The 24,501-nt window shown below is 64.9% G+C and carries 26 protein-coding genes; 9 read left to right on the top strand and 17 right to left on the bottom strand.

Annotated features, from left to right (window positions below):
- Positions 1-4 precede the first annotated feature (4 nt).
- On the bottom strand, positions 5-571 hold the full coding sequence (locus CH274_RS07010; protein ID WP_094631834.1) for an alpha/beta fold hydrolase: 567 nt from the start codon (positions 569-571) through the stop codon (positions 5-7).
- A 106-nt stretch (positions 572-677) separates the two neighbouring features.
- On the opposite strand from CH274_RS07010, the gene CH274_RS07005 reads away from it, so the two are divergent.
- Genes CH274_RS07005 through CH274_RS06995 form a run of 3 tightly spaced genes read left to right on the top strand, consistent with a single transcriptional unit; the run spans position 678 to position 2,652 of the window.
- Positions 678-1,040, top strand: a complete 363-nt coding sequence (locus CH274_RS07005) for a GntR family transcriptional regulator (RefSeq protein WP_045199880.1) — start codon at positions 678-680, stop codon at positions 1,038-1,040.
- A complete protein-coding gene (locus tag CH274_RS07000) occupies positions 1,037-1,960 on the top strand; it encodes an ABC transporter ATP-binding protein (protein ID WP_094657021.1) in 924 nt (307 codons plus the stop codon). The genes CH274_RS07005 and CH274_RS07000 overlap by 4 nt, the downstream gene beginning before the upstream one ends.
- Positions 1,957-2,652, top strand: coding sequence for an ABC transporter permease (locus tag CH274_RS06995; RefSeq protein WP_094631774.1), 696 nt, complete (start codon positions 1,957-1,959; stop codon positions 2,650-2,652). Before CH274_RS07000 ends, CH274_RS06995 begins: the two co-directional genes overlap by 4 nt.
- Here CH274_RS06995 and CH274_RS06990 read toward each other — a convergent pair.
- Together CH274_RS06990 and map are read right to left on the bottom strand one after the other, a co-directional pair.
- Positions 2,636-4,165, bottom strand: a complete 1,530-nt coding sequence (locus CH274_RS06990) for a cobyric acid synthase (protein ID WP_094657020.1) — start codon at positions 4,163-4,165, stop codon at positions 2,636-2,638. The genes CH274_RS06995 and CH274_RS06990 overlap by 17 nt on opposite strands.
- A gap of 37 nt (positions 4,166-4,202) precedes the next feature.
- Positions 4,203-5,078: a type I methionyl aminopeptidase gene (gene map, locus CH274_RS06985; protein ID WP_094657019.1), complete on the bottom strand. Its 876-nt coding sequence runs from the start codon at positions 5,076-5,078 to the stop codon at positions 4,203-4,205.
- A 138-nt stretch (positions 5,079-5,216) separates the two neighbouring features.
- Between map and CH274_RS06980 the strand changes: the two genes are divergently transcribed.
- Complete coding sequence (locus CH274_RS06980) at positions 5,217-6,089, top strand: helix-turn-helix transcriptional regulator (RefSeq protein WP_094648090.1); 873 nt, start codon at positions 5,217-5,219, stop codon at positions 6,087-6,089.
- A 19-nt stretch (positions 6,090-6,108) separates the two neighbouring features.
- Here the strand turns inward: CH274_RS06980 and CH274_RS06975 are convergent, their stop codons facing one another.
- The 5 genes from CH274_RS06975 to dxr all read right to left on the bottom strand — a co-directional run bounded on the left by CH274_RS06975 (position 6,109) and on the right by dxr (position 12,653).
- Positions 6,109-7,872, bottom strand: coding sequence for a penicillin-binding transpeptidase domain-containing protein (locus CH274_RS06975; RefSeq protein ID WP_094657252.1), 1,764 nt, complete (start codon positions 7,870-7,872; stop codon positions 6,109-6,111).
- A 133-nt stretch (positions 7,873-8,005) separates the two neighbouring features.
- Entirely contained in the window at positions 8,006-8,842 is an 837-nt protein-coding gene (locus tag CH274_RS06970) for a GNAT family N-acetyltransferase (protein WP_094631777.1), read from the bottom strand.
- 120 nt (positions 8,843-8,962) lie between these two features.
- On the bottom strand, positions 8,963-10,126 hold the full coding sequence (gene ispG / locus CH274_RS06965) for a flavodoxin-dependent (E)-4-hydroxy-3-methylbut-2-enyl-diphosphate synthase (RefSeq protein ID WP_176459303.1): 1,164 nt from the start codon (positions 10,124-10,126) through the stop codon (positions 8,963-8,965).
- A gap of 37 nt (positions 10,127-10,163) precedes the next feature.
- Positions 10,164-11,384: a M50 family metallopeptidase gene (locus tag CH274_RS06960; RefSeq protein ID WP_094657018.1), complete on the bottom strand. Its 1,221-nt coding sequence runs from the start codon at positions 11,382-11,384 to the stop codon at positions 10,164-10,166.
- 6 nt (positions 11,385-11,390) lie between these two features.
- Positions 11,391-12,653, bottom strand: a complete 1,263-nt coding sequence (gene dxr, locus CH274_RS06955) for a 1-deoxy-D-xylulose-5-phosphate reductoisomerase (RefSeq protein ID WP_441344287.1) — start codon at positions 12,651-12,653, stop codon at positions 11,391-11,393.
- On the opposite strand from dxr, the gene CH274_RS06950 reads away from it, so the two are divergent.
- Positions 12,652-13,173: a DUF1990 family protein gene (locus CH274_RS06950; RefSeq protein WP_094631779.1), complete on the top strand. Its 522-nt coding sequence runs from the start codon at positions 12,652-12,654 to the stop codon at positions 13,171-13,173. The genes dxr and CH274_RS06950 overlap by 2 nt on opposite strands.
- A 13-nt stretch (positions 13,174-13,186) precedes the next feature.
- Here the strand turns inward: CH274_RS06950 and puuE are convergent, their stop codons facing one another.
- Complete coding sequence (gene puuE / locus CH274_RS06945; RefSeq protein ID WP_176459324.1) at positions 13,187-14,086, bottom strand: allantoinase PuuE; 900 nt, start codon at positions 14,084-14,086, stop codon at positions 13,187-13,189.
- Positions 14,087-14,303: 217 nt separating this feature from the next.
- Between puuE and CH274_RS06940 the strand changes: the two genes are divergently transcribed.
- Entirely contained in the window at positions 14,304-14,573 is a 270-nt protein-coding gene (locus CH274_RS06940; protein ID WP_094657017.1) for a DUF2631 domain-containing protein, read from the top strand.
- Between the two features lie 8 nt (positions 14,574-14,581).
- Here the strand turns inward: CH274_RS06940 and rlmN are convergent, their stop codons facing one another.
- A complete protein-coding gene (gene rlmN / locus CH274_RS06935; protein ID WP_094657016.1) occupies positions 14,582-15,733 on the bottom strand; it encodes a 23S rRNA (adenine(2503)-C(2))-methyltransferase RlmN in 1,152 nt (383 codons plus the stop codon).
- A 127-nt stretch (positions 15,734-15,860) separates the two neighbouring features.
- On the opposite strand from rlmN, the gene CH274_RS06930 reads away from it, so the two are divergent.
- The gene (locus CH274_RS06930; protein ID WP_032398357.1) at positions 15,861-16,280 is read left to right on the top strand and encodes a LapA family protein; all 420 of its coding nucleotides are present in this window, start codon (positions 15,861-15,863) and stop codon (positions 16,278-16,280) included.
- 106 nt (positions 16,281-16,386) lie between these two features.
- Entirely contained in the window at positions 16,387-17,229 is an 843-nt protein-coding gene (locus CH274_RS06925; protein WP_094631780.1) for an HpcH/HpaI aldolase/citrate lyase family protein, read from the top strand.
- 43 nt (positions 17,230-17,272) lie between these two features.
- Here the strand turns inward: CH274_RS06925 and CH274_RS06920 are convergent, their stop codons facing one another.
- The 6 genes from CH274_RS06920 to rpsB form a co-directional block, all read right to left on the bottom strand.
- Positions 17,273-17,971 (bottom strand): class I SAM-dependent methyltransferase, encoded by a 699-nt coding sequence (locus CH274_RS06920; RefSeq protein WP_256993514.1) that lies wholly within the window; start codon positions 17,969-17,971, stop codon positions 17,273-17,275.
- Positions 17,972-18,009: 38 nt separating this feature from the next.
- A complete protein-coding gene (locus tag CH274_RS06915) occupies positions 18,010-18,924 on the bottom strand; it encodes a phosphatidate cytidylyltransferase (protein ID WP_032397810.1) in 915 nt (304 codons plus the stop codon).
- A 37-nt stretch (positions 18,925-18,961) separates the two neighbouring features.
- Positions 18,962-19,519: a ribosome recycling factor gene (gene frr / locus CH274_RS06910; protein ID WP_032397809.1), complete on the bottom strand. Its 558-nt coding sequence runs from the start codon at positions 19,517-19,519 to the stop codon at positions 18,962-18,964.
- A gap of 55 nt (positions 19,520-19,574) precedes the next feature.
- Complete coding sequence (pyrH, locus tag CH274_RS06905; RefSeq protein ID WP_032397808.1) at positions 19,575-20,303, bottom strand: UMP kinase; 729 nt, start codon at positions 20,301-20,303, stop codon at positions 19,575-19,577.
- A gap of 178 nt (positions 20,304-20,481) precedes the next feature.
- Positions 20,482-21,306, bottom strand: coding sequence for a translation elongation factor Ts (tsf, locus tag CH274_RS06900; RefSeq protein WP_032397807.1), 825 nt, complete (start codon positions 21,304-21,306; stop codon positions 20,482-20,484).
- A 160-nt stretch (positions 21,307-21,466) separates the two neighbouring features.
- Positions 21,467-22,357 carry a 30S ribosomal protein S2 gene (gene rpsB / locus CH274_RS06895; protein ID WP_032397806.1) on the bottom strand — a complete coding sequence of 297 codons (891 nt, stop codon included), beginning with the start codon at positions 22,355-22,357 and terminating at the stop codon, positions 21,467-21,469.
- A gap of 345 nt (positions 22,358-22,702) precedes the next feature.
- Between rpsB and CH274_RS06890 the strand changes: the two genes are divergently transcribed.
- Complete coding sequence (locus CH274_RS06890; protein ID WP_094631784.1) at positions 22,703-23,209, top strand: M23 family metallopeptidase; 507 nt, start codon at positions 22,703-22,705, stop codon at positions 23,207-23,209.
- A gap of 3 nt (positions 23,210-23,212) precedes the next feature.
- Here the strand turns inward: CH274_RS06890 and CH274_RS06885 are convergent, their stop codons facing one another.
- The gene (locus CH274_RS06885; RefSeq protein WP_306436634.1) at positions 23,213-24,391 is read right to left on the bottom strand and encodes a MinD/ParA family ATP-binding protein; all 1,179 of its coding nucleotides are present in this window, start codon (positions 24,389-24,391) and stop codon (positions 23,213-23,215) included.
- Positions 24,392-24,501 lie beyond the last annotated feature (110 nt).

Genomic DNA, 24,501 nt, shown 5'->3' with positions numbered 1-24,501 from the left:
CCGGTCACCACGGGCTGGTACGCAGCACGATTTCCGTTGCCAGCGCGGCCGGCTCGTCGGCGACGACATTCGCGGCACCGTCGAGTTGAACCACGCGGAAGTCCGAGTAGACGAACCGGCCGCTCGCGTCGGCGGATGCGCGGCCCAGTGAGGACCCGACGACCAGTGTCGTCGGCAACTCGACCGGGGGGCAGTCCGCGGCGCGCACGGTGCCCTGCTCGTCGGCGATCGCGGGGTGGCAACGGTTCACCGCGATCAGACTGGCGAAGCGCCCGAAAGTCTTGGCAGCCAACGTCCAAGCCGACTCCGCACCCGCGCCGCTGCCGACGAGATGCACCCACGACAGCTTCAGCTCGTCGAGAACAGTCAGGATCGCATCGTCGCTGATGCCGTCGATGCTTTCCAGCGCAACGGTTTTCAGATCCGAATTGTGCAGCCGTTCACTGACGGCGTCGTACACATCCACTGGATCGCCTGCATCGGGAAGCAAGAGAACGGCGTGCCTGCTGTCCGGGCCTGCGACCCGAACCGAACATTGCCCACCCGCAGCACTCACATGCGTGAACTCCATGGAGACGACGGTACTGCCTCTTGCGCCGACCACACATCGGTTCTATGGTTAGTTACATGAGTAATGAACCAGCGAGGCGACCAACCTCGACGCATCGGCGGTGGTTCTGATGGACGAGGGCAGGCCCATCTTTCTGCAGATCGCCGAGATCGTAGAGAACTCCATCATCGACGGCTCACTGGCAGAGGAAGAGCAGGTTCCCTCGACCAACGAACTGGCCGCATTCCATCGAATCAACCCGGCCACCGCAGGTAAGGGACTTGCCAAGCTCGTCGCCGACGGCGTCGTCTACAAGAAACGAGGAATCGGAATGTTCGTCACCACCGGGGCTCGCGACGCTCTTCGATTCCGTCGCCGCGACCTCTTCGCTCGCCAGTACATCGACCCGCTCGTCACCGAGGCGCGCAAGCTCGGCATGACCGTCGACGAACTCAAGACAATGCTCGACAACTGGGAGGCAGCGCGATGAGCATCCATGAATTCGATTCGATCGGCGACGATGGCCGCGTGATCGCGAAGGCCACCCACCTCACGAAGAAGTTCGGATCGTTCACCGCTGTCGACGACGTGAGCTTCGAGATCGAACAGAACAAGATCTACGGCTTTCTCGGCCGCAACGGCGCAGGCAAGACCACCGTCATGCAGATGATGACCGCGCAGATGCGCCAGAGCGCGGGCGAGGTCTCGATATTCGGGCAACATCCGTGGGAGAACCCGATTGCACTGGGTCACGTGTGCTTCGTCAAGGAGAGCCAGAAGTACCCCGACGATCTGAAGGTCAAGCACGCCGTTGCGCATGCCTCGCAGATTCTTCCCTACTGGGACAATGACTTCGCCGCCGACTTGCTGCGCGATTTCGACCTGCCCCTCGGCCGCAAGATCAAGAAGCTCTCCCGCGGAATGACCTCGGCGCTCGGCATCGTCATCGGACTCGCGTCACGGGCACCACTTACCTTCTTCGACGAGCCCTACTTGGGACTGGACGCGGTATCGCGACACCTGTTCTACGACAGACTGCTTGCCGATTACGCCGAACGCCCCAGGACCGTCGTTCTGTCCACCCACCTCATCGACGAGGTCAGCGATCTGATCGAACACGTGATTCTCATCGACAAGGGCAAGGTCCTGCTCGACGCGGACTCGGACGATCTACGCGAGAGCGCCTTCGAGATCACCGGACCGACGCGCGCCGTCGACTCCTTCGCCTCGGGCCATCGCACTCTGCGTCGCACGGCACTCGGCGCCAGCGCTCGGGCCACGATCGACGGCCGACTGACCGACCGGCAGAAATCGGACGGTGCTGCAGTAGGGCTCACCATCGAACCGGTCCCGTTGCAGCAGTTGATCATCGAACGCACCACCGCCGAACCCGAGGAGGCAGTGTCATGAAACGAATACTGAACGTCGCTCGAATCCACAACACGTCCTGGGCAACGACATTCGTGTGGCCGATGGCGGTTCTCGCGATCGCCTTCGTGATCACCTTCGGCATATTTCTGGTCATCCCGACCACAGACTCCGAATACAACTTCACCGGTAGCGTCTTCTCGATCTATGGATTCGCCATGGCGTTCTACATCACCGCGATCACTCAGTGCTTTCCCTATGCCCTGGGTCTGAGCGTCACCCGCCGCGAATTCCTCACCGCCACAGCGTTGGTAGGTGTGTGCCAGTCGATTGCATTCGGCACGATCATCTACGTGCTGTCCTTGATCGAAGCAGCCACGGATGGATTCGGCCTGAAACTGCGAATGTTCGGCATCGCTCGGTACGCGACCGACAATCCGTTGGTGCAGTGGGCCGCACTCGTTACCGTCATGCTGCTCCTCGGCGGCATCGGTGCATTCATCGGCGTCGTGTATCGACGGTTCCGCACGAACGGGTTGTTCACCCTCGGACTCGGAGCGCTCGTAGTCTTCGGCGGCGGATCTGTACTCGTGACCTGGCAACGGTGGTGGCCGAACATCGGCACCTTCTTCACCGACACCCCACGTATTCTTCTTCTGGTCGTGATCCCCTTGATCATCACCGCAGTGCTGTCGGTGGCCAGCTGGTTCGGTCTTCTCAAAGCAACTGCGTGACAATCTTTTTCGTCGCAGGATCGACGCCGTGCTCGATGAGGTCGAGCACGGCATCGACGTCGAGGTTGTCTTCCACCAGATCCGCCAGCAGGTCCAACTGCTGCTCACGCAACGCAGCGACCGATGTAGCGGGCGCCACCACGAAGCCGGAACGGCCCGATTTCCCTGCCACCCAGGTGAGGAACGAACGCCGGAAGTCGTCGGACTCGAGCAGGCCGTGCCAGTGGGTTCCCACGACAGTCCCGCGCACACTGCCCTCCGGGGTGCCCGACGCAGTAGCAAGAAGCGCATCGTCGCCGTTCCGCACAACCCGACCGTGGTGAATTTCGTAGCCCGACGCGCAATTCGAGCCGTACTGTTTCGATCGCCCCGTCACCTGCGCGAGCACTTTGTCGCTCGCGAACTCGACCGAGAGATCGAGCAGACCGAGCCCCTGGACAGAACCGGCTCCGGATTCGACGGTGTCGTCGATCGTCCGACCCAGCATCTGATACCCACCGCAGATCCCCAGAACCGGTAGTCCCGCGGCCCCGCGTGCCGCGATCGCATCGGCAAGACCGCTGCGCCGCAGCCACTCGAGATCCGACACGGTGGACTTGCTGCCCGGGACGACCACCAGATCGACATCCTCGAGCCGGGACGGCTCGGTGACCCAGTGCACGGACACCCCGGGCTCGCAGGCCAACGCCTCGACATCGGTGGTGTTGGAGATTCTCGGCAGACGCACCGCCGCAACGCGCAACCACTGCGAGCCGTGCGGTGGACGCGGCCGCCCCACCGGAGCATCGGGGACGGTTCCGAGCGAATCCTCGGCGTCCATCCACAAGCCGTCGGCGAACGGGACGACACCGTACGTCGGCCGACCCGTCAACGCGCGCAACTGGTCGAGACCGGGTGCCAGCAGAGCTGGATCGCCCCGGAACTTGTTGATCACGAACCCGGCGACGAGCGCCTGATCCTGCGGAGACAGCACGGCCACGGTGCCGAACAGATGGGCCAGCACTCCCCCACGATCGATATCCCCCACCACGATCACCGGGAGGGACGCAGCCGTCGCCAACCCCATGTTGGCCAAATCCGTGGCGCGCAGATTGATCTCGGCGGGCGAGCCAGCGCCCTCGCAGATCACCACATCGAAGTCCGAACGCAGAGAAGCCAATTCGTCCGCCACCACCGCGCGCAAAGACTGCCGATGCTCGATGTAGTTGCTTGCACTCACCTGCGCCACGGCCCGCCCCCGCACCACCAACTGCGATGTCCGGTCACTCCCCGGTTTCAGCAACACCGGATTGAAACGCACACTCGGCTCCAGGCCACAGGCCGCCGCCTGCATCGCCTGGGCTCGACCGATCTCGCCGCCGTCGAGCGTGACCACCGAATTGTTGGACATGTTCTGCGCCTTGAACGGAGCCACCCGCACACCCCGACGCGCCAACATTCGGCAGAGCCCGGCGACCAGCACACTCTTGCCCGCGTCGGACGTCGTCCCGGTGACCAACAGAGCGCCTTTCACGGCGCTACCAGATCTCGATTCGCTACGCAGGCTCCGCTCACGGCAGTGTCAGGATCTCGCTACCCGTCTCGGTCACCACGAGCGTGTGCTCGAACTGCGCGGTCCACTTCTTGTCGTGCGTGACCACCGTCCAGCCGTCGTCCCACATCTCGGCGTTGATCGTGCCCAGGTTGATCATCGGTTCGATCGTGAACGTCATTCCCGGTTCGATGACGGTGTCCACCGACGGCTGGTCGTAGTGCAGCACGACCAGACCGTTGTGGAAGGTGGTACCGATGCCGTGGCCGGTGAAGTCCTCCACCACGCCGTAGCCGAACCGGTGCGCATACGACTCGATGACGCGGCCGATCACGTTCAGCGCGCGACCGGGCTTGACGGCCTTGATGGCCCGCATGGTGGCCTCGTGGGTGCGTTCGACCAGCAGTCGGGCCTCCTCGGAGACGTTGCCCGCCAGGAAGGTTGCGTTGGTGTCGCCGTGGACGCCGTCGATGTAGGCGGTGACGTCGATGTTGACGATGTCGCCGTCCTGGATCACCGTCGAATCCGGGATGCCGTGGCAGATGACCTCGTTGAGGGAGGTGCAGCAGGACTTCGGAAAACCCTTGTAGCCCAACGTGGACGGGTATGCGCCGTGATCGATCATGTACTGGTGGGCAATGCGGTCCAGCTCGTCGGTGGTGACGCCCGGTGCCACTGCCCGGCCCGCTTCCTGCAGCGCCCTGGCCGCGATCTTCGACGCCACCCGCATCTTCTCGATGACCTCGGGGGTCTGAACCCAGGGCTCGCCGCCCTCGGCCACGGTCGACTTCCACGCGTATTCGGGGCGCTCGATCGACTTGGGCACCGCGAGGACGGGCGAGACGACGCCTGGTACGAGTGGCTGACGGGGCTTGCTCTCGGCGGTCACAGACATGGACCCAAGAGTAGTCGGCTCGCACTCGGCCGCGGACCGCAGCGCAGTGCCCGTACCAGTCGAAACAGCACATGCCGGTGCAGATATGATCTGGATCACGTTCGTCGCTCGTGCAGTCGACACGAGAAAGGAAGCCCCGTGGTCCATTCGAATCTGTTGCGGCCCCGCGACGGTGATGCCCTGCGCGCGGAGCTACGCCAGGTGGCAGCGACGTCCGAGGTACCCGTCGTGTTCGGCGGCGAGGTCTCCTCGGAGACCCTGTACCTGAGTGAATTCCACGGAACCAGAACCCGAGGCCTGGACGGACTCGCCATCCCACCCAGATCCGGCCTCGGCGGTCGAGTCATGGAACAGCGCAGGCCCGCGGCCGTCAGCGATTACGGCGCATCGATGTCGATCACCCACCACTTCGATCGACCCGTGCTCGGCGAGGGCCTCAAATCGATACTGGCGGTACCGGTGGTCGTGGCCGGAGTCGCGCGAATAGTGATGTACGCGGCGCTGCGCGAACGCGGCCCCCTCGGAGATCGTGTCGGCGACATCATGACCACCGCCGCCAGGCGTCTCGGCCAGGAGATCTCCGTGCGGGACGAGGTCGACCGCAGGATCCGACTGCTGGCGACCATCCGCTCGCCGCTCGACTCGGATGTCTCGCGGACCGCCGAGCTGCGCAGTGTCCACGAGGAACTGTCCGATCTCGCCCGGTCGGTCGGTGACGCAGCGATCCGGCGCAGACTCGACGCAGTGGCAGCTCGCGTGGCCGCGTCGTTCGGACAGAACACGCCCGACGACCCACGAGCGCAGGAGGTGTCGCAGTCGTTGACGCCACGCGAGATCGACGTCATCTCGCAGGTTGCCCTGGGCTGCACCAACGTCGAGGTCGCTGCGCGCCTGTCGATCGGTGCCGAGACGGTCAAGTCGTACCTGCGCAGTGTGATGCGCAAAACCGATTCGCACACCCGATACGAAGCCGTGGTGGCGTGCCGTCGACTCGGCGTTCTGCCGTCCTGATCCGAACGCCGCAGCGTCGTCAGTACCCGGGTGGAAGTTGCTCGAACATCTCTCGGGTCACCGCGACCGCGTTGTCCGAGCTGCCGCCGCGCACCACGAGGGTGGCGAAGGCGATGTCGCCGCGGTAACCGACGAACCACGAGTGCGAACCGCCGTCGACCTCTGCTTCGCCGGTCTTTCCGTAGACCTCGCCCTGGTCTGCGATGCGTTCGGCCGTACCGCTGGTGACCACCGACCGCATCATCCCGCGCAATCCGTCGACCATCGCCGGTTCGATCGGCGGATGGTCTCCGGTGATCACGGTGTCGCGTCCGACCAGGAGGTTCGGCACCGGCGTCGAACCGTGAGCCACCGTCGCGGCGGCCAGGGCCATACCGAACGTCGACACGACCACCCTGCCCTGACCGAAGCCGTCCTCGGTGCGCTGAACCAGTTCTTCGGCCGGTGGCACCGAACCGGAGTCGGTCGGCAATCCGACGACGTCGTAATCCGGGCCGACGCCGAATTGAGAGGCCGCGACGGTCAGCGCATCGGGTGTCATCTCGCTGGCCAGCTTGGCGAACGAGGTGTTGCACGATCGAGTGAAGGCGGTACTCATCGTCACGTCACCCAGTGAGAACTCGTTGTAGTTGGGCACACTGCGCTCACCGATCACGATGCGCCCCGGACACGGGACGGTGCTGCCCGGAGTCGCGAGTCCGCTCGCGATGGCGGCACCGGCGGTGATGATCTTGAACGTCGATCCGGGTGGGTACAGGCCGGCCGACGCCACCGGCCCGTCCCGATCGGCAGCCGGGTTCTGTGCCACCGCCAGGATGGCACCGGTGGACGGCTGGATGACCACCGTCATCGCCTGCTCGGTGCGCGCATTCACCGCTCGCTGTGCCGCGACCTGAATGTTGCGATCGAGACTGATCGAGAACGACGGCGAGGGCTCCGGCGGGGTGTCGGTGAGGACATCGATGTCGACGCCGTTGCGGTTCGTGGTCACCACGCTCCACCCCGCCTTGCCGTCGACCTCGTCGATGACGGCCTTCTTGACCTGGCCCACCAGGTCCGGCGCGAACGTGGGGTCGGTGGACACCAGATCCGATTCGTCGGACGCGGTGACTCCGGGGATCTCGGTCAGTGCGGCCGACATCGGCTGGTAGTCACTGTCTCGAAGCAAAACCACCGGGTAGTCGCCGTCGACCGAGGTGGCGGATTCGACGATCGACTGCGCAGTGATGGACGCATCGAAAGGCGTCAGCAGCGTCGACAGCGCCGTTGCCGAGGCGACCACGTTGTTCGCATCCGCTGCATCGAATTTGATTCGGTGCACCACCCCCGGCACCAGCACGTCGGTCCCGGAGCGTTCGTTGACCCGAGCCCGCGGAGCCGCCGTGGACCGCAAGGACATCGTCTGAGTGTCGCCGAGCTTGGGATGGATGTCCGACGCCGTCCAGCGCACCACCCACTCACCTTCGCTGCGGCCCATGTTCAGCTGACCGTCGTACGTCCACACGCGATCCCTCGGCAGCTGCCACGTGTAGGTGTAGCCGACCGTGGCCGTGTCGCCGTCGACCTGTACCGACGTCGTCTCGGCGTCGAGCGCCTCGGCCTGGAGGTTGGTCCACGCCTCGGTCAGTGCCGTCGCCGCTGCGTCGGGCTTGTCGGTATCGGCAGCCGCGGCGGCGATGTCGTTGGCCTCGAACGCGGCGAGAAATGCCTGGGCGGCCGGCTCCGGGCCGTCGGGCTTGGGGGTACATCCGGTGAGGGCGGCGGCAACGACGGCTGCAACCATCGACACCGCTCCGACTCGATACCGCACTTCGGTTGCACCACGTGATCTCATTGCGCCCCATCGTAATAGGGCGCTGCCTTCGGCCGCGGCAACGAATCGCGGTTCGCCACGACCCGATCGAGCGACGTCGGAGTCAGTCGAGGAGGACCGTCGTGAAGGTCGCCACCTGGGTCAGGCCGATCTTCGCGTATGCGCGCCGGGCGACGTAGTTGAAACTGTTGACGTACAGGCTCGCGGTGCGGCCCTGGCGGACCACCGAGTTCACCACCGCTGCGGTACCGGACGCGCCGAGGCCGTGCCCGCGCCGATCGGGATGAACCCACACCCCCTGGATCTGACCCACCGTCGCCGACTGCGATCCGATCTCGGCCTTGAACACCACCCGACCGTCCTCGAATCGAGCCCACGCACGCTGCGCGGCAATGAGACTCGAGATCCGTCGCCGGTATCCACGGCCGCCGTCATTCTGTCTCGGGTCGACGCCCACTTCCTCGATGAACATCGCCACTGCCGCACTCAGATACACGTCCAGTTCCTCGGGACGAACGAGGCGTACGTGCGGATCGGGCGTGATGGACGATCGAACCGACGTGGCCAGCAACGGCTGCTCACCGCGAACCTCACGGGCCGGGCCCCAGTCGGTCTCGAGCATCTCCCACAACGGCAATGTCAGTTCGGCTCGACCGACCAGTGACGAACACAGCCGCGGGCCGCGGCACGCGCGATCGGCGAACGAGCGCAGATCGTCGCCGGATCCGAGCAGAGGAACCAGGTTGGCACCGTAGAAACACAACGACTCGTCCGGTCCACCTCGGCTCCACATCTCACCGTGGAACGACCTCGGATCCAGCCCGGATTCCTGCACCCGAGCGGCAACCATGCAGGTGGCGACCGGGTCGGCGTCGAGCACCCGCAGGACGTGCGCAACATCCCGATTACCGAGAGGCTTCGCACCGAGGAGCTTGAGCACCTACCGACCTCCTGACCACCTACCGCATACACACCGACCGAGCGTGTACCGAATCATTCCAGAGAACCCGTTCCGCCGGTGGCAGAGCGGCAAACCGGACACCGAACCGGTCGAACCCGCTCAGCTGACGGTCACGACCGGTGCGCCACCGTCTGCGGTCTCATCCTTGTCGAATTCCTCGGCGATGCGCATTGCTTCCTCGATCAAGGTCTCGACGATCTGCGCCTCGGGCACGGTCTTGATGACCTTGCCCTTGACGAAGATCTGGCCCTTGCCGTTGCCCGACGCCACGCCGAGGTCGGCATCGCGCGCCTCTCCCGGACCGTTGACGACGCAGCCCATGACGGCGACGCGCAGCGGAATCTCCATGCCCTCCAGGCCTGCGGTGACCTCGTCTGCAAGGGTGTACACGTCCACCTGTGCCCGCCCACACGACGGGCAGGAGACGATTTCGAGCTTGCGGGGACGCAGGTTGAGCGACTGCAGAATCTGGTTGCCCACCTTGATCTCCTCGGCGGGCGGTGCCGACAGGGAGACGCGAATGGTGTCGCCGATTCCCCTGGACAGCAGGGCACCGAACGCCACCGAGGATTTGATGGTGCCCTGGAACGCCGGCCCGGCTTCGGTCACGCCGAGATGCAGCGGGTAGTCACACTGTGCAGCGAGCTGCTCGTAGGCAGCGACCATGACGACAGGGTCGTTGTGTTTGACGGAGATCTTGATGTCCCCGAATCCGTGTTCCTCGAACAGGCCCGCCTCCCACAGCGCGGACTCCACGAGCGCCTCCGGCGTCGCCTTGCCGTACTTCTTCATCAGCCGAGGGTCCAGCGATCCGGCGTTGACGCCGATACGGATCGGAATGTTCGCGTCACCGGCCGCCTTCGCGACCTCCTTGACGCGGCCGTCGAATTCCTTGATGTTTCCCGGGTTGACGCGCACCGCGGCGCAACCGGCGTCGATCGCCGCGAAGATGTACTTGGGCTGGAAGTGGATGTCGGCGATCACCGGGATCTGACTCTTCCGGGCGATGATCGACAGCGCGTCCGCGTCCTCCTGTGTGGGGCATGCCACACGGACGATGTCGCAGCCGGACGCCGTCAGCTCTGCGATCTGCTGCAGCGTGGCGTTGATGTCGTGGGTCTTGGTGGTGCACATCGACTGCACCGAGATGGGGCTGTCGCTTCCCACTCCCACCGACCCGACCTGGAGCTGCCTGGTCTTTCGACGCGGCGCGAGTACTGGAACCGGCGGTGCCGGCATTCCCAATCCGACTGACACGGACACAGTGGCCTTCTTTCCTAGCTACGACTGTCGAGTCTACTTAGAACAATTGAATCGGGTTGACGATGTCCGCCGTGAGTGTCAACAAGGAGAACCCGATGAAAACGACGATCACCACGTAGGTGACCGGCATGAGCTTCATGTAGTCCACCGGCGCACCGTCGGGCAGGCCGCGACGGTTGCGGAAGATGTTGCGGATCCGCTCGTAGACGGTCACCGCGATATGGCCACCGTCGAGCGGAAGCAACGGCACGATGTTGAACGCTCCGAGGAAGAAGTTCAACGACGCGAGCAGTCCGACGAACGTCGCCCAGTTGTTCGTCTCGGCAGCCTGACCGCCGATGACGCTGGCACCGACGACGCTCATCGGAGTGTCCAGTCCACGCTCGCCGCCGAAGATCGACTCCCACAGGGCCTCCACCTTCGTCGGCAGCTGCACGAGAGCCTTACCGGTCTGGACGAAGATCTCTCCGGTGAAGGCGAACGTCTCGGGGACTGCCTCGATCGGGTTGTATCGAATTGGTGGAGGGGCGATCGTGGAGCCACTGACCCCGACCGCGCCGACCGTCGTCGACTCCTTGGCTCCGGTATCCGGGTCGGTGACGTAACGCTGCACCTCGGTCACGGGAATCGTCAGGTCGATCGACGCTCCGTTCCGCTCGACCGTCAGATCGACCGATCCCGACGACGCCTGCACGGCCTCGACGACCTCGGACCAGTACTGCGCCGGTACACCGTTCACCGCGGTGACCACATCGCCCGTGCGGAGCCCCGCTTGCTGAGCCGGGCTGGCTCCCGAGCACGGCGCAAGTTCCCCGTCCTCGGACTGTGTCGGCGCGATACACACGACGTCACTGACCTGAACGGTCGGCGGCGTCACCCGATCCGGCGTACCCCATCCGAGTACCAGGGCGTACACCAGCACGATGCCGAGCACGAAGTTCATCGCGATACCGCCGACCATCACGACGATGCGCTTCCACGTCTTCTGGCGGTACATCGCCCGCTCTACCTCGTCCGGTGCGAGCTCGTCGATCGCCGTCATTCCGGCGATGTCACAGAATCCGCCGGCGGGGATCGCCTTGAGCCCGTACTCGGTCTCGCCGCGTCGGAAGGAGAAGATCTTGGGGCCGAAGCCGATGTAGTAGCGGCGGACCTTCATGCCGAGCGCTTTCGCGGTCCACATGTGTCCCGCCTCGTGCAGCGCGATCGACACACCGATGCCGACGGCAAACAGCACCACACCCAGAGCGAACAGCATGTGAGTCTAGAGGCCCTTCTGTTTCAGAAGCTCACGCGCGTGTGCGCGAGCCCAGGAATCCGCTGCGAGGACGTCGTCCACGGTAGTCGGCACCGCCGACCAGTCCCCGCCGCCGTCGCTCAGAACCGACCGCACCGTGTGCACGATCTCGGGGAATTCGATGCGACCGGACAGGAATGCGTCGGCGGCGATCTCGTTGGACGCGTTGTACACCGCAGTCATGCACCCGCCCATGATTCCGGCCTCGCGGGCCAGCTGTACGGCGGGGAAGACTCGATCGTCGAGTGGCTCGAAGTCCCAGGAGAACGCTGCAGTGAAATCGAGTGCGCGCGCGACGTCGGGCACTCGATCCGGCCATCCGAGCGCCAACCCGATCGGCAGCTTCATGTCCGGCGGGCTGGCCTGCGCGATGGTGGATCCGTCCACGAACGTGACCATCGAATGGACGATGGATTGCCGATGCACCGTGACGTCGATCTTCTCGTAGGGCACCCCGAACAGCAGATGCGCCTCGATCAGCTCGAGGCCCTTGTTGACGAGAGTTGCCGAGTTCAACGTGTTCATCGGGCCCATCGACCAGGTGGGATGAGCTGCGGCCTGAGCAGGGGTCACCGACTTCAGTTCCGCTTCGCTCCAGCCCCGGAACGGTCCACCCGATGCGGTGAGGATCAGGCGATCCACTTCGCTCCGGTGGCCACTGCGCAGGCACTGCGCCAGCGCCGAATGCTCCGAGTCCACCGGAACGATCTGACCCGGCGCGGCGGCAGCGAGTACGAGTTCGCCGCCTGCCACCAACGATTCCTTGTTGGCCAACGCCAGCCGAGCGCCGGTCTTCAGCGCCGCCAACGTCGGTTCGAGACCGAGCGAGCCCACCAACGCGTTGAGCACCACATCGGCCTGCGTCGACTCGACGAGCTCGGTCACCGCACCGGGCCCACTCAGAACCCCGGGGAAGTCGAGCTCGGCGGCAGCGGCGGGGTCGGCCACAGCGACACGTCGAACACCGGTCTCGGCGATCTGACGGCGAAGGAGGGCGATGTTTCCGCCGCCCGCCGCAAGACCGACGACGACGAAACGGTCGGGGTCGGCGGCGATGACGTCGAGCGCTTGGGTTCCGATCGAGCCGGTGCTCCCCAACAGCAACACACGAATCGGCTCGGCACGATCCGAGGAGGTCGTTCGCTCACGATGGTCTGGCACCGGTCCATTGTTGCCTACCGAGGCTGAGAAACCCCTATGCGTCGCCGTAGCTGGCACGCTGGAGGGCATGGACGTCTCGAAGTATCGCGCGGCACCGTTCAACTACGCCGATGTGGGGGCGACGAGCGGCAGGCTCCCGGCCGGCTACCACCACGTCGAGACGTCACGGGTCATCGGATCCGGAGTCGAGGACTTCGTGGCCGCGGCCGACGCGCTGATGCGCTGGGACATGCATCGCGGCACCGGATTGAAGGTTCACTCCAGCGTCGACCACGCCGTCCCGGACGCGGTGGTCGTCCTCGCGCTCGGACCCGTCCGCATCCCGTGCCGGGTCGTCTACGTCATCGACGAAGCCAACCGTCAGGGTTTCGCGTACGGCACACTCGACGGCCATCCCGAATCCGGTGAGGAGCTGTTCCACGTCGACTACTCCCCCGAGGACGGGACGGTCTCCGCGCACATCACCGCGTTCTCGAACCCGGGCCGCTGGTACACCAGGCTCGGCGGACCGGTGGGCAGGCGGGTGCAGGCCCTATTCACCGATCGTTACCTGAGTGCGTTGGAAACGCAGTGTCGGTCGCCGCACTGACCCGAGGCCTCCATCAGGACACGGGTGGGTGCACCGCGCGCCAGTGCTCGGCGATGTCTATTCGTTTTGCGACCCATACTTTCTCGTGGGACTGAACGTGGTCGAGGAAACGTTCGAGGGCGGCGATGCGCGCCGGCCTGCCGACCAGCCTGCAGTGCAGTCCGACCGAGAGCATCTTGGGACTGCCGTTCTCCCCCTCGGCGTAGAGCACGTCGAACGCGTCCCGCAGATGCGCGTAGAACTCGTCCCCGGTCGAGAAGCCGCCCGGCGAGGCGAACCTCATGTCGTTGGTGTCGAGGGTGTACGGCACCACCAGATGATCGACCACGTCCGAGCCGCGAGTCACCTTCTCCCAGTACGGAAGATCGTCGGCGTAGGAATCCGAGTCGTACACGAATCCGCCGTGCTCGACCACGAGCGACCGGGTGTTCGGAGAGTCACGACCGGTGTACCACCCGAGCGGGGCCGATCCGGTGAGGCCCCGGAGGATGGCCACGGCCTCGGCCATGTGCTCGCGCTCGACGTTCGCGTCGATCTGCTGGTAAGACAGCCACCGCAGTCCGTGACAGGCGATCTCGTGGCCCAGTTCGGCCAGGGCGGCAACCACTTCCGGGTTTCGTTCCATGGCCTTCGCAACGGCGAAGACCGTCAGGGGTAGGTCTCTTTTCTCGAACGCCCGCAGCACTCGCCACACGCCTGCCCTCGAGCCGTACTCGTACAGCGATTCCATGCTCATGTGGCGATTCGGAAAGGCTTGTGCCCCGATCATTTCCGACAGGAACGTCTCGGACTTGGTGTCACCGTCGAGGACGTTGTTCTCCGCACCTTCCTCGTAGTTGAGGACGAACTGGACGGCGATGTTGGCCTGACCCGGCCACTGCGCATGCGGCGGCGTGCGGCCGTACCCCACCATGTCTCGTGGGTAGCTCAGCGGAAACTGGGTCAACGGATGCGGAAGGCGCTCGGACGTCACCGCCGCAGTCTCTCACCGAACTCGGCAGTCTCGCCGAGTGAGCGCACAACCCTGATGGCTACGACGGACGGTCGTATGCCAATATTGTCCGAACGCGGCAGGCTCGACGCCTCGTGAAGGACGACTTCGAGAATTCATCACCCGAGAGGACCGACCGGTGGCAAATACCGAACTGGAATCCGCTTCGTACGACCCGGTCGTCGATACCCGCAGCGAGGTGCCGGACGTGCCGTCCGCCGAGTGGGGTTGGAGTGGTGAATCGAACCGCGCGATGCGCGTGGCCGCCCTCGTCGTCGCCGCGTTCCTGCTGTTCATGATGATCGGCAACCACACCGGCAAGGTCGAGGATCTGTGGTTGATCGGATTCGCTGCCACGCTGGTCGGGCTCGTCGTGCGAGACGTGATCGTCCGCCGCAAGCCCCGCTAGCAACCGATTCAGTTCTCGGCCGCCAGCTGACCGCACGCCGCGGCGATCTCCTGACCGCGGGTGTCGCGGACGGTGCACGAAACACCCTGGGCAATCACCCGTCGAACGAATTCTCGCTCCACCGGCTTCGGGCTAGCGTCCCACTCGCTGCCCGGAGTCGGATTCAGTGGGATCAGGTTCACGTGGACCCGGGATCCGAGTGCCTTGTGCAGCTTCTTTCCCAGCATGTCGGCCCGCCACGGCTGATCGTTGACGTCTCGGATCATCGCGTATTCGATGGACACCCGTCGTCCCGTCTGGTCGGCGTAATACCGCGCTGCGGACAGCACCTCGGCAACCGACCAACGGTTGTTGACGGGAACCAACGTGTCGCGGAGTTCGTCGTCGGGTGTGTGCAGCGATACCGCCAAGGTCACCGACAGTCCTTCGTCGGCCAGCTTCCGAATCGCCGGTGCCAGGCCGACCGTCGACACCGTCACCGAGCGCTGCGAGAGGCCGAGCCCGTCGGGTGCAGGCGAGACGATCTTGCGCACTGCGGCGACGACGCGTTTGTAGTTGGCCAGGGGCTCGCCCATCCCCATGAAGACCACGTTCGACAGTCGACCCTCCCCACCGGGGACAACACCGTCGCGCATGTCCGCGGCCGCCGACCGCACCTGGTCCACGATCTCGGCCGTCGACAGGTTCCGGGTCAGACCGGCCTGACCGGTGGCACAGAACGGGCAGGCCATTCCGCAACCGGCCTGGCTCGAGATGCACAGCGTCGCGCGGTCCGGGTAACGCATGAGGACGCTCTCGAGCAGAGTGCCGTCGTTGGCTTTCCACAGGGTCTTGCGGGTGTCACCGTCGTCACACGCCAGATGTTTGATCGCCGTGAGCAAGGTCGGAAAGAGGTCGGCTCCGACCTTCTCTCGCGCCTCGGCGGGAAGATCCGTCATCTTCGTCGTGTCGGCTTCGAGCCGGCCGTAGTAGTGCCGAGCCAATTGATCGGCACGGAACGCAGGCAGGCCGAGTGCCTTCACGGCCTCGCGCAATCCCTCTCCGTCCAGATCGGCGAGGTGGCGCGACGGCATACCGCGACGTGGGGCGGTGAAGACCAAGGGGAGATTCGGCCTCTTCTGCTCGGTCGATGTGTTCGTTGCGTCGGCGGCCTCACTCATACCTCCATTGTCCACCCGTTTGCCTCGCAGTCCTATTCGCGCCGGTTTCCGTCCGTTACCCGATGGGTATCGAGGTCGTGGCCGGATGCGCGTGCATTCGGCCTTCACGTGCGGAAGGATCATCGACATGGCCACCAGAGCTGACGACAGTCACGAGACATCGCTGGACAAATCAGGCGCGGTTCATCCCGGCGACCACAGCGCCTCGGGTGACCTCGCGCCCATCACGACGCCGGATTCGGACGGTCGTTCGGCACCGGATCCGGAGTTCGCCCCGGAGCCCCAGGCAAGCACTTCGACCGACGTCGCTCACACCCGCACCGCTGCGCTGTGGACCGGCCTGGTGGTCGGAGCCGTTGTCCTGGTCGTTCTGCTCGTCTTCATCGTGCAGAATCTCGACTCCGTCACCGTCCAGATCTTCGCCTGGCAGCTCGATCTGCCACTGGGCATCAGCATGCTGCTGGCAGCGATCGCAGGCGCACTGGTGATGGCGATGGTCGGCGGAGCGCGAATCCTTCAGGTCAGACGCGCAGCGAAGAAGAAGTAGCTGCACGGACCGTGAACACTATGCACAGAAGGTGGCGCTGATCGACTGAATCGATCAGGATTTCGGGTGCCCCACTTCACTCGAGGAGCATGACGTGACAACTTTCATGGAGACACCCGTGGCATCCGGCGTTGCCCCCGACCGCGCACGGTCCTGGCTGCTCGTACCGGCCACCAAGCCCGAAACCTTCGGCGACGCCGTCGCGTCGGGAGTCGACGCAGTCATCCTCGACATCGAAGACGCAGTCGCTCCGGCCAAGAAGCCGGCCGCGCGCGAGGCCGTCGTTCGATGGCTCGGTGAAGGTAACTCGGCGTGGGTCCGCATCAACGACGCCACGACCTCGTACTGGGCCGACGATCTCGCCGCGTTGTCCGGCCTGCCCGGACTGGTCGGAGTCATGCTCGCGAAGACCGAGAGTGGTGGCCAGGTCGAGGCCACAGCTGCTCGCCTGGCACCCGGCACCCCGATCCTGGCACTGGTGGAGTCGGCGATGGGCCTCGAAGCCGCCACGGAGATCGCCCGCGCGGATTCGACGTTCCGACTCGCATTCGGTAGCGGGGACTTCCGCCGCGACACCGGCATGAGCGACGACCCCCTGGCGATGGCGTACCCGCGTTCGCGCCTGGTCGTCTCCTCACGCGCAGCGCGCATTCCGGGACCGATCGACGGACCGACGCTGACGGCCAACGACAGCATCCTCGGACGCGATGCCGCACTGACCCTGTCCATGGGCATGACGGGCAAGTTGTGCATGCATTCGGAGCAGGCTGCCATCGTCAACCGCGAGCTCGCCCCGTCACCGACGGATGTGTCGTGGGCCCGCGACGTCATCGATGCCCTCGGTGCCGACGGAGCGCACGTCAAGGACGGAAGCGACCTTCCGCGTCTGGCGAAAGCACTCAAGATCAACGAGTTGGCCGAGATCTTCGGGATCTCCGCCACCTCCTGACAACGCCCGCGGTCGAGGTGCTTCGGCCGAATCCGACGGCTCGCTACCGCACCTCGATTCCGGTCGGCTTGTATCGGACGTGCACTCGATACCGCACGTTGAACGAGACACCGTCCACCGACTTCACCGCATCGCGCGCAACGCGTGGCCCGAACTCGATTCCCAGCACGTCGCGCAGCATGCGTCGATTCGGAAACGTCCACCTCGTGTCGACGCGGGTGAGCGCAAAACCCTGTGCCTCGAAGAACGCCTCGACCGTCGACGGGTCGTAGTGCGGTAGATCCGCCCGCATCCAGTCCCCGTACGGCGAAGCGGTCGCGTCCAGATCCACCACGACCAACGCTCCGCCCGGCCGGAGTACTCGCATGGCGTCGACGATTCCCGGCCCACAGCCCGGTCCGAAGAAGTACGCGGTGCGCGCATGGACGACGTCCACGGTGCCGTCGCCGATCGGGAGGGAATCCGCCCGCGCGGTCTTCACCTCGACGTTCTGCAGGCCCGCGACTCGCCTTCTCGCCGCGTCGGCAAGTGGTTCGTGCGGCTCGATGCCCAGCACCCGCTCGGCGTCGGCCGCGAACACCGGAAGATGAAAGCCGCTTCCGCAACCGACGTCGACGACCGTCCTCGCTGTCCAGTCCGCTACCGACTTGATCGCATCGAACACAGCACCGTCGACGTCCTGAGCGCGATTCTCCGCCTCGTACAGGTGCGGCCAATTCCAGATGTTCGGGCTGGGAATCACCCCGGTGACATCACTGCGCACGCCGGACAGCAGTCCGCTCAGAGGAGCACGGTGAACACGAGCCATGCCACGAACGCCGAGGGCAGCAGCGAATCGAGCCTGTCCATGATGCCGCCGTGGCCGGGCAGCAGCGTGCCCATGTCCTTGATGCGAAGATCACGCTTGACCTGCGACTCGATCAGATCGCCCAACGTGCCGGTCACCACGAGCACCACACCGAGAAGGATGCCGATCAGCGAGTTGGCCTCGAGAATGAGCGTGACGGTCAGCAGACACCCGATGATGCAGAAGATGAGAGACCCGACGAGCCCTTCCCAGGACTTCTTCGGGCTGATGGCCGGTGCCATCGGGTGCTTGCCGAACAACACACCGGCGATGTAACCGCCGACATCCGAACAGACGACTCCGATCACGAACACCAGGATGCGTCCTGCCCCGTTGTCCTGCAGCACCATCAGAACGGCGAACGAGGCCAGGAGTGGCAGCCAACAGGCCACCAGGACGGTCACGGAGAGTTCTTCGAGGTAGTTCTTCGGTGCTGTGCCGAATCCTTGGCGCAGCAGCAGCCACACCATGCAGACCACGACGGTTCCGACCGCGGCACTGAGTACGCCGACCGCCCCGAACGGCCAGCCCAGCCAGATCATGGCCTGCCCGCCGAGAATCAGTGGGATGCGCGGAACCAGCACACCGCCCTCACGCAGGCGCTTGGACACCTCGTACGTCGCGACGGCCAACGCAACCGCAACGACCCCGATCCACACCAGCGGGACGAACACGAGCACGAGAATCAACCCGATACCCAAACTGCCGCCGACGCCGATCGCGGCAGGCAGATTACGGCCGGCTTTCCCGGCGGACTTCGCTGCGGCGACACCGGACGAGGCAGCGGGCGTACCGCTGCCCTCCTGCCGATCCGGTCCCACCACTGTCGTCATCTCCTCGAAATTCATCGTCGTCCGTCTCGAAAAAGCAGCTGTCGAGGTCGAGTCAGACCTCCATCAGCTCGCCCTCTTTGCGCTTGACGAGTTCGTCCACGGAGGCGGTGTACTTCGCAGTGGTCTTGTCCAGATCGTTCTCGGCGCGGACGACCTCGTCCTCGCCTGCCTCGCCGTCCTTCTGGATCCGCTTGAGCTCTTCCATCGTCTTTCGGCGGACGTTGCGAATCGACACCTTTGCGTCCTCGCCCTTGCCCTTGGCCTGCTTGACGAATTCGCGGCGACGTTCTTCGGTGAGCTGCGGAACTCCGATCCGAATGAGGTTGCCGTCGTTGGTGGGATTGACGCCGAGGTCGGAGTTGCGAATAGCGGTCTCGATGGGTCCGAGCTGACTGGACTCGTACGGCTTGATGACCACCAGGCGCGCTTCGGGGACGCTGATACTGGCCAGCTGAGTGATCGGCGTCGGAGCACCGTAGTACTCGATGACGATGCGAGAGAACATTCCGGGGTTGGCACGTCCGGTGCGAATCGAGGACAGATCGTCACGCGCAACCGATACGGCCTTTTCCATCTTCTCTTCGGCATCGAAGAGAGCTTCGTCAATCACGATCTGTCCTCCATCGTCTTCGTCTTCGATTCGCTCGCGTCACCGTCGGCAACGATCACGACGTGACCAGCGTGCCGATCTTCTCACCGGACACAGCGCGAGCAATATTTCCCTGAATCAGCAAATTGAACACCAGCATCGGCATCTGATTGTCCATGCACAGACTGAAGGCCGTCGCGTCGGCAACCTTGAGTCCCTGTTCGATGGCCTCGCGATGCGTGATGGTGTCGAACATCGTCGCATCGGGATCGAGGCGCGGATCGGCCGAGTACACGCCGTCGACTGCCTTGGCCATCAACAACACCTCGGCACCGATTTCCAGGGCGCGCTGCGCAGCGGTGGTGTCGGTGGAGAAGTACGGCATGCCCATGCCGGCTCCGAAGATCACCACGCGCCCCTTCTCCAGGTGTCGTCGCGCGCGAAGCGGAAGGTACGGCTCGGCGACCTGACCCATCGTGATCGCCGTCTGTACCCTGGTGGCGACGCCCTGCTTCTCCAGAAAGTCTTGCAGCGCAAGACAATTCATGACGGTACCGAGCATGCCCATGTAGTCCGAGCGAGACCGGTCCATGCCGCGCTGCTGCAGTTCCGCACCACGGAAGAAATTGCCACCACCGATCACCACGGCGACCTGAACCCCGGTGGCCACCACCTCGGCGATCTGTTCGGCAACGTTGTTCACGACATCCGGATCGAGACCGACCTGGCCGCCTCCGAACATCTCCCCACCCAGTTTGAGCATCACGCGGCGGAACCCGGGACGGTCAGGGGCCGGATCGGTCATAGCTCTCCTCGGTACTCGTCGAACACTACGGGTTTCCTCTTGGATCATCCTGCCCTATCGAGGCCCGGGCGATGGACAGGGCTCCTGCATGCACACCCACCTGCCCCGCGCACGAGCGATGCCGCCCACTCGATGGAATCGAATGAACGGCATCGCCTCGACCGAACCGGTACGCAGACTAGCTGGCACCGACCTCGAACCGTGAGAAGCGCGTGATGGTCACGCCGGCCTCGTCGAGAATGGCCTTGACGGTCTTGTTGCCGTCCTGCACCGACTTCTGCTCGGTGAGAACGACGTCCTTGAAGAATCCGTTGACGCGACCTTCGACGATCTTCGGCAGCGCCTGCTCCGGCTTGCCTTCTTCGCGAGCGGTCTCCTCGGCGATGCGACGCTCGGCGGCAACGAGATCCTCGGGGACCTCGTCGCGCGTGACGTACTTGGCCTTGAGGGCCGCGATCTGCATCGCGGCAGCACGCGCAGCATCGCCCGCGGCATCGCCGTCACCGGTGTACTCGACCAGCACGCCGACGGCAGGCGGCAGGTCCGCGCTGCGCTTGTGCAGGTACGTCGCGGTGTTGCCGTCGTAGGACACGACGCGGCGCAGTTCGAGCTTCTCGCCGATCTTGGCCGACAGCTCGTTCAGAGCCGTCTCGACGGTCTTGCCGTTCAGGTCGAGCGCCTTGAGGGCGTCGACGTCGGCAGGCTTGCCTGCTGCAGCCGTCGACGCGACGGACGCGGCGAACGTCTGGAACTCGTCGTTCTTGGCCACGAAGTCGGTTTCGGAGTTGATCTCCACGAGCACTCCACCCTCGGCGACGACGAGGCCTTCGGCGGTGTTGCGCTCGGCGCGCTTGCCGACGTCCTTGGCACCCTTGATACGCAGGTACTCGACGGCCTTGTCGTAGTCGCCGTCGTTCTCGGCGAGCGCGTTCTTGCAGTCCATCATTCCGGAGCCGGTGAGCTCACGGAGCCGCTTGACGTCGGCGGCAGTGTAGTTCGCCATCGTGGGCGAGCCTCCTCAAAAGTCTGGGTACGGGCGTTGACGAAAAATGCTGTTCTCAGGGCGTGATCGACGAGCTCGCAACTGAGCCGGACCGATCACAACCCTGACATACCGAAGCGGCCCCGGCCCACCCCTGAGGGTGAACCGGGACCGAATTCGATCAAGCCTGAGCGGCCGGTGCTTCTTCTGCAGCCGGTGCTTCTTCTGCTGCCGGTGCGTCGGCGGCCGGAGCCTCTGCTGCCGGGGCGTCCGCTGCGGGAGCGTCGGCTGCCGGTGAAGCCTGTGCGAGCTGCTCGAGCTCCCACTCGGCGAGGGGCTCGCCTGCGCCGACCTCGGGCTTGGCGTCGGACGCGGTGTTCTGACCCGCGCGGGCCTGCACACCCTCGGCCACTGCGGATGCAACGACCTTGGTCAGCAGCGCTGCGGAACGAATGGCGTCGTCGTTGCCCGGGATCGGGTAGTCGACCACGTCGGGATCGCAGTTGGTGTCGAGGATCGCGATGACCGGGATCTTCAGCTTGCGCGCCTCGCCGACGGCGATGTGCTCCTTGTTGGTGTCGACGATCCAGATGGCCGAGGGAACCTTGGCCATGTCCCGGATACCACCGAGGGTGCGGTCCAGCTTGGTCATCTCACGCGTGAGCATGAGGATTTCCTTCTTGGTGCGACCCTCGAAGCCACCGGTCTGCTCCATGGCCTCGAGCTCCTTGAGGCGGAGCAGACGCTTGTGGACCGTCTGGAAGTTGGTGAGCATGCCACCGAGCCAGCGCTGGTTCACGTAGGGCATACCCACGCGAGTTGCTTCAGCGGCGATGGACTCCTGCGCCTGCTTCTTGGTACCGACGAACAGAACCGTGCCACCGTGGGCGACGGTCTCCTTGACGAACTCGTAGGCCTTGTCGATGAAGGTCAGAGTCTGCTGCAAGTCGATGATGTAGATGCCGTTGCGGTCGGTGAAGATGAATCGCTTCATCTTCGGGTTCCAGCGACGGGTCTGGTGTCCGAAGTGTGTGCCGCTGTCGAGCAGCTGCTTCATTGTTACTACAGCCATGGCTGAAGAACTCTCTTTCGATGGTGCGGTTGACGCAGAGTGTCGGTGACCTCTGCCCTGGCGGCCGCTGAAGTTGCCGGACCCGACATCACGAAGATCTCGGGACCGCCGACAACCGGTTCTCGTATCGTCGATTCTGCGCAAGGCAGACGATGCGATGGAAGCGGACGCGCGAAGTCGACCCGTGCACGCACAGGCCGCAGTACGAGTGTAGACCTGCCATCGCCCCCGTCATAACCAGGCCCGTCTGTCAAGAGTTTCCGAGACCTGTGGACAAAGAAATCCCTTGTCCACAAATCTCCTCCGCGGTCGTTCGGTCGGCCCGATCCAGGAGATGGTCGACGGGTGAACGTCTGCCTCCCGCGCCGCACTTTCGCGGTGTGCCTCGCGACCGCGGTTGCACTCTCGACGCCGGTCGCATCGGCACAGCAGGGCGCATTCGCCTGGCCGCTGCAGCCGAGGCCGCAGGTCGTCACCCCCTTCGACCGCCCGGAACAGAATTGGCTGCCCGGCCATCGCGGTGTCGACCTCGCCGCACCGGAAGGCCGATCGGTACTGGCCGTCGCCGACGGCACCGTGGTGTTCGCCGGGTCGGTCGCGGGAAAGCCCGTCGTATCGGTGGATCATCCGGGCGGACTGAGATCGACGTACGAACCGGTGGTGGCCTCGGTTGCCGCCGGCGCGCGTGTTCGGCGAGGGACCGTGCTGGGTTCGTTGGCGTCGGGGCACGAGAGCTGTCCGTCGACGTGTCTGCACTGGGGCGTCAGACGTGGCCGCGAGTATCTCGATCCCACGGCGTTGGTGCGCGTGAGTCCGATCAGGTTGAAACCGCTCGACGAGGACGGCAGATGATCGTCAGCGCTGTGGGCCGGAGTGTCTGCCGGACGCCGCGGGAAAGTCGTCGGCCACCATGGCAGCGAGTTCGACGAACGCGCTTCGAGTCTGGGGACGCAACTGGTCCAGATCGACCACGGCTCCCTCTGCGAGGTGTTCGTCGAACGGAACCACCAGCACGGCGCGACAGCGCTCGAGGAAGTGCTGCTGCAACAAGTTCATGTCCACCGCCGACGAACCCGGGCGAACCGAGCTGATCACCACCACGGTGCGCTCGACCAGATGGCCGTAGCCGTGCAGCTCCAGCCAGTCCAGCGTCGCGGCAGCACTGCGAGCACCGTCGACCGCAGGCGAGCTGACCAGAACCAGCGCGTTCGCCAGTTGCAGCACCCCGTTCATCGCCGAGTGCATGATCCCGGTACCGCAATCGGTCAGGATCAGGTTGTAGTACACCTGCAGCATGTCGATGACGGCGCGGTAGTCCTGCTCGCCGAACATCTCCGACGCGGCGGGGTCACGTTCGCCGGCCAACACCTCGAGTCGACTCGGTGCCTGCGAGGTGTGCTCGCGGATGTCGGAGTAGCGACGAATGTGCGGTGCCGCGGCCAGCAGATCTCGCACGGTCGACGACGTCTGACGCGGAACTCGCTCCCCCAGAGTGCCGAAGTCGGGATTTGCGTCGACAGCGATGACGCAATCTCCGCGCAGGGACGCGAAAGTCGAGCCGAGGCCCAGCGTGGTCGTCGTCTTGCCGACACCACCCTTGAGCGAGAGGAACGCGATCCGGTAGTCGCCGAGCACCGGCTGCCGAATGCGTTCGACCTGGTTTCGGTACCGCTCTTCGGCCGTCGATTCTCCGGGGCTGATGACCCCGCCGGTGAGCCGGTGCACCCCGCGCCGCCAGCCCGAGCTCGACGCTCGCTTGGGGCGCTTGAGCAACGAATCCGCGCCCAGCTCCTGACTGTTGGGGCGGTAGGCGTTGGGCGCTCCCGACCACGGTTGCGGCGACCATCGATCGGGCTGCGTTCGCGCATCCTCGGTGTACGGCGGTGCCGGCAGATACCGGTCCGGCTGCACCGGAGGTGGCCCGGGTTCGAGCGGCACGGGAGGGTTGTACCGCGGCGGCAGGGGCTGCCGGTCGCCGGAGTCGGGTGTCTGCCACGGTGGTGGCTGCCGAGGAGTCGAGCGAGGTGCGGACATCGAATCCGACGATACGGGCCTGTCGCCGGTGTCGCGTGCGTCGTCCGACCGACCGTCGGGACTCCGTCGGTCGGCGGAAGAGCCGTTACGGACATGCATGGACCACGTCT

Origin of the sequence: Rhodococcus sp. 06-418-5 (assembly GCF_002258285.1) — a bacterium.
GTDB lineage: Bacteria > Actinomycetota > Actinomycetes > Mycobacteriales > Mycobacteriaceae > Rhodococcoides.
The sequence above is the reverse complement of the archived record's forward strand: the minus strand, read 5'-3'. Positions and strand labels throughout refer to the sequence as shown.

Bases quoted from the DNA above. Each gene is read 5' to 3' on its own strand.
- CH274_RS07010 (WP_094631834.1), bottom strand. From the start codon at position 571: ATGGAGTTCACGCATGTGAGTGCTGCGGGTGGGCAATGTTCGGTTCGG.
- CH274_RS07000 (WP_094657021.1), top strand. From the start codon at position 1,037: ATGAGCATCCATGAATTCGATTCGATCGGCGACGATGGCCGCGTGATC.
- CH274_RS06995 (WP_094631774.1), top strand. From the start codon at position 1,957: ATGAAACGAATACTGAACGTCGCTCGAATCCACAACACGTCCTGGGCA.
- map (WP_094657019.1), bottom strand. From the start codon at position 5,078: ATGTCTGTGACCGCCGAGAGCAAGCCCCGTCAGCCACTCGTACCAGGC.
- CH274_RS06975 (WP_094657252.1), bottom strand. From the start codon at position 7,872: ATGGTTGCAGCCGTCGTTGCCGCCGCCCTCACCGGATGTACCCCCAAG.
- CH274_RS06960 (WP_094657018.1), bottom strand. From the start codon at position 11,384: ATGCTGTTCGCTCTGGGTGTGGTGCTGTTTGCCGTCGGCATCGGTGTG.
- CH274_RS06950 (WP_094631779.1), top strand. From the start codon at position 12,652: ATGGACGTCTCGAAGTATCGCGCGGCACCGTTCAACTACGCCGATGTG.
- dxr (WP_441344287.1), bottom strand. From the start codon at position 12,653: ATGCCCTCCAGCGTGCCAGCTACGGCGACGCATAGGGGTTTCTCAGCC.
- puuE (WP_176459324.1), bottom strand. From the start codon at position 14,086: ATGGTGGGGTACGGCCGCACGCCGCCGCATGCGCAGTGGCCGGGTCAG.
- rlmN (WP_094657016.1), bottom strand. From the start codon at position 15,733: ATGAGTGAGGCCGCCGACGCAACGAACACATCGACCGAGCAGAAGAGG.
- CH274_RS06930 (WP_032398357.1), top strand. From the start codon at position 15,861: ATGGCCACCAGAGCTGACGACAGTCACGAGACATCGCTGGACAAATCA.
- CH274_RS06925 (WP_094631780.1), top strand. From the start codon at position 16,387: ATGGAGACACCCGTGGCATCCGGCGTTGCCCCCGACCGCGCACGGTCC.
- CH274_RS06915 (WP_032397810.1), bottom strand. From the start codon at position 18,924: ATGAATTTCGAGGAGATGACGACAGTGGTGGGACCGGATCGGCAGGAG.
- pyrH (WP_032397808.1), bottom strand. From the start codon at position 20,303: ATGACCGATCCGGCCCCTGACCGTCCCGGGTTCCGCCGCGTGATGCTC.
- tsf (WP_032397807.1), bottom strand. From the start codon at position 21,306: ATGGCGAACTACACTGCCGCCGACGTCAAGCGGCTCCGTGAGCTCACC.
- rpsB (WP_032397806.1), bottom strand. From the start codon at position 22,357: ATGGCTGTAGTAACAATGAAGCAGCTGCTCGACAGCGGCACACACTTC.
- CH274_RS06885 (WP_306436634.1), bottom strand. From the start codon at position 24,391: ATGTCCGCACCTCGCTCGACTCCTCGGCAGCCACCACCGTGGCAGACA.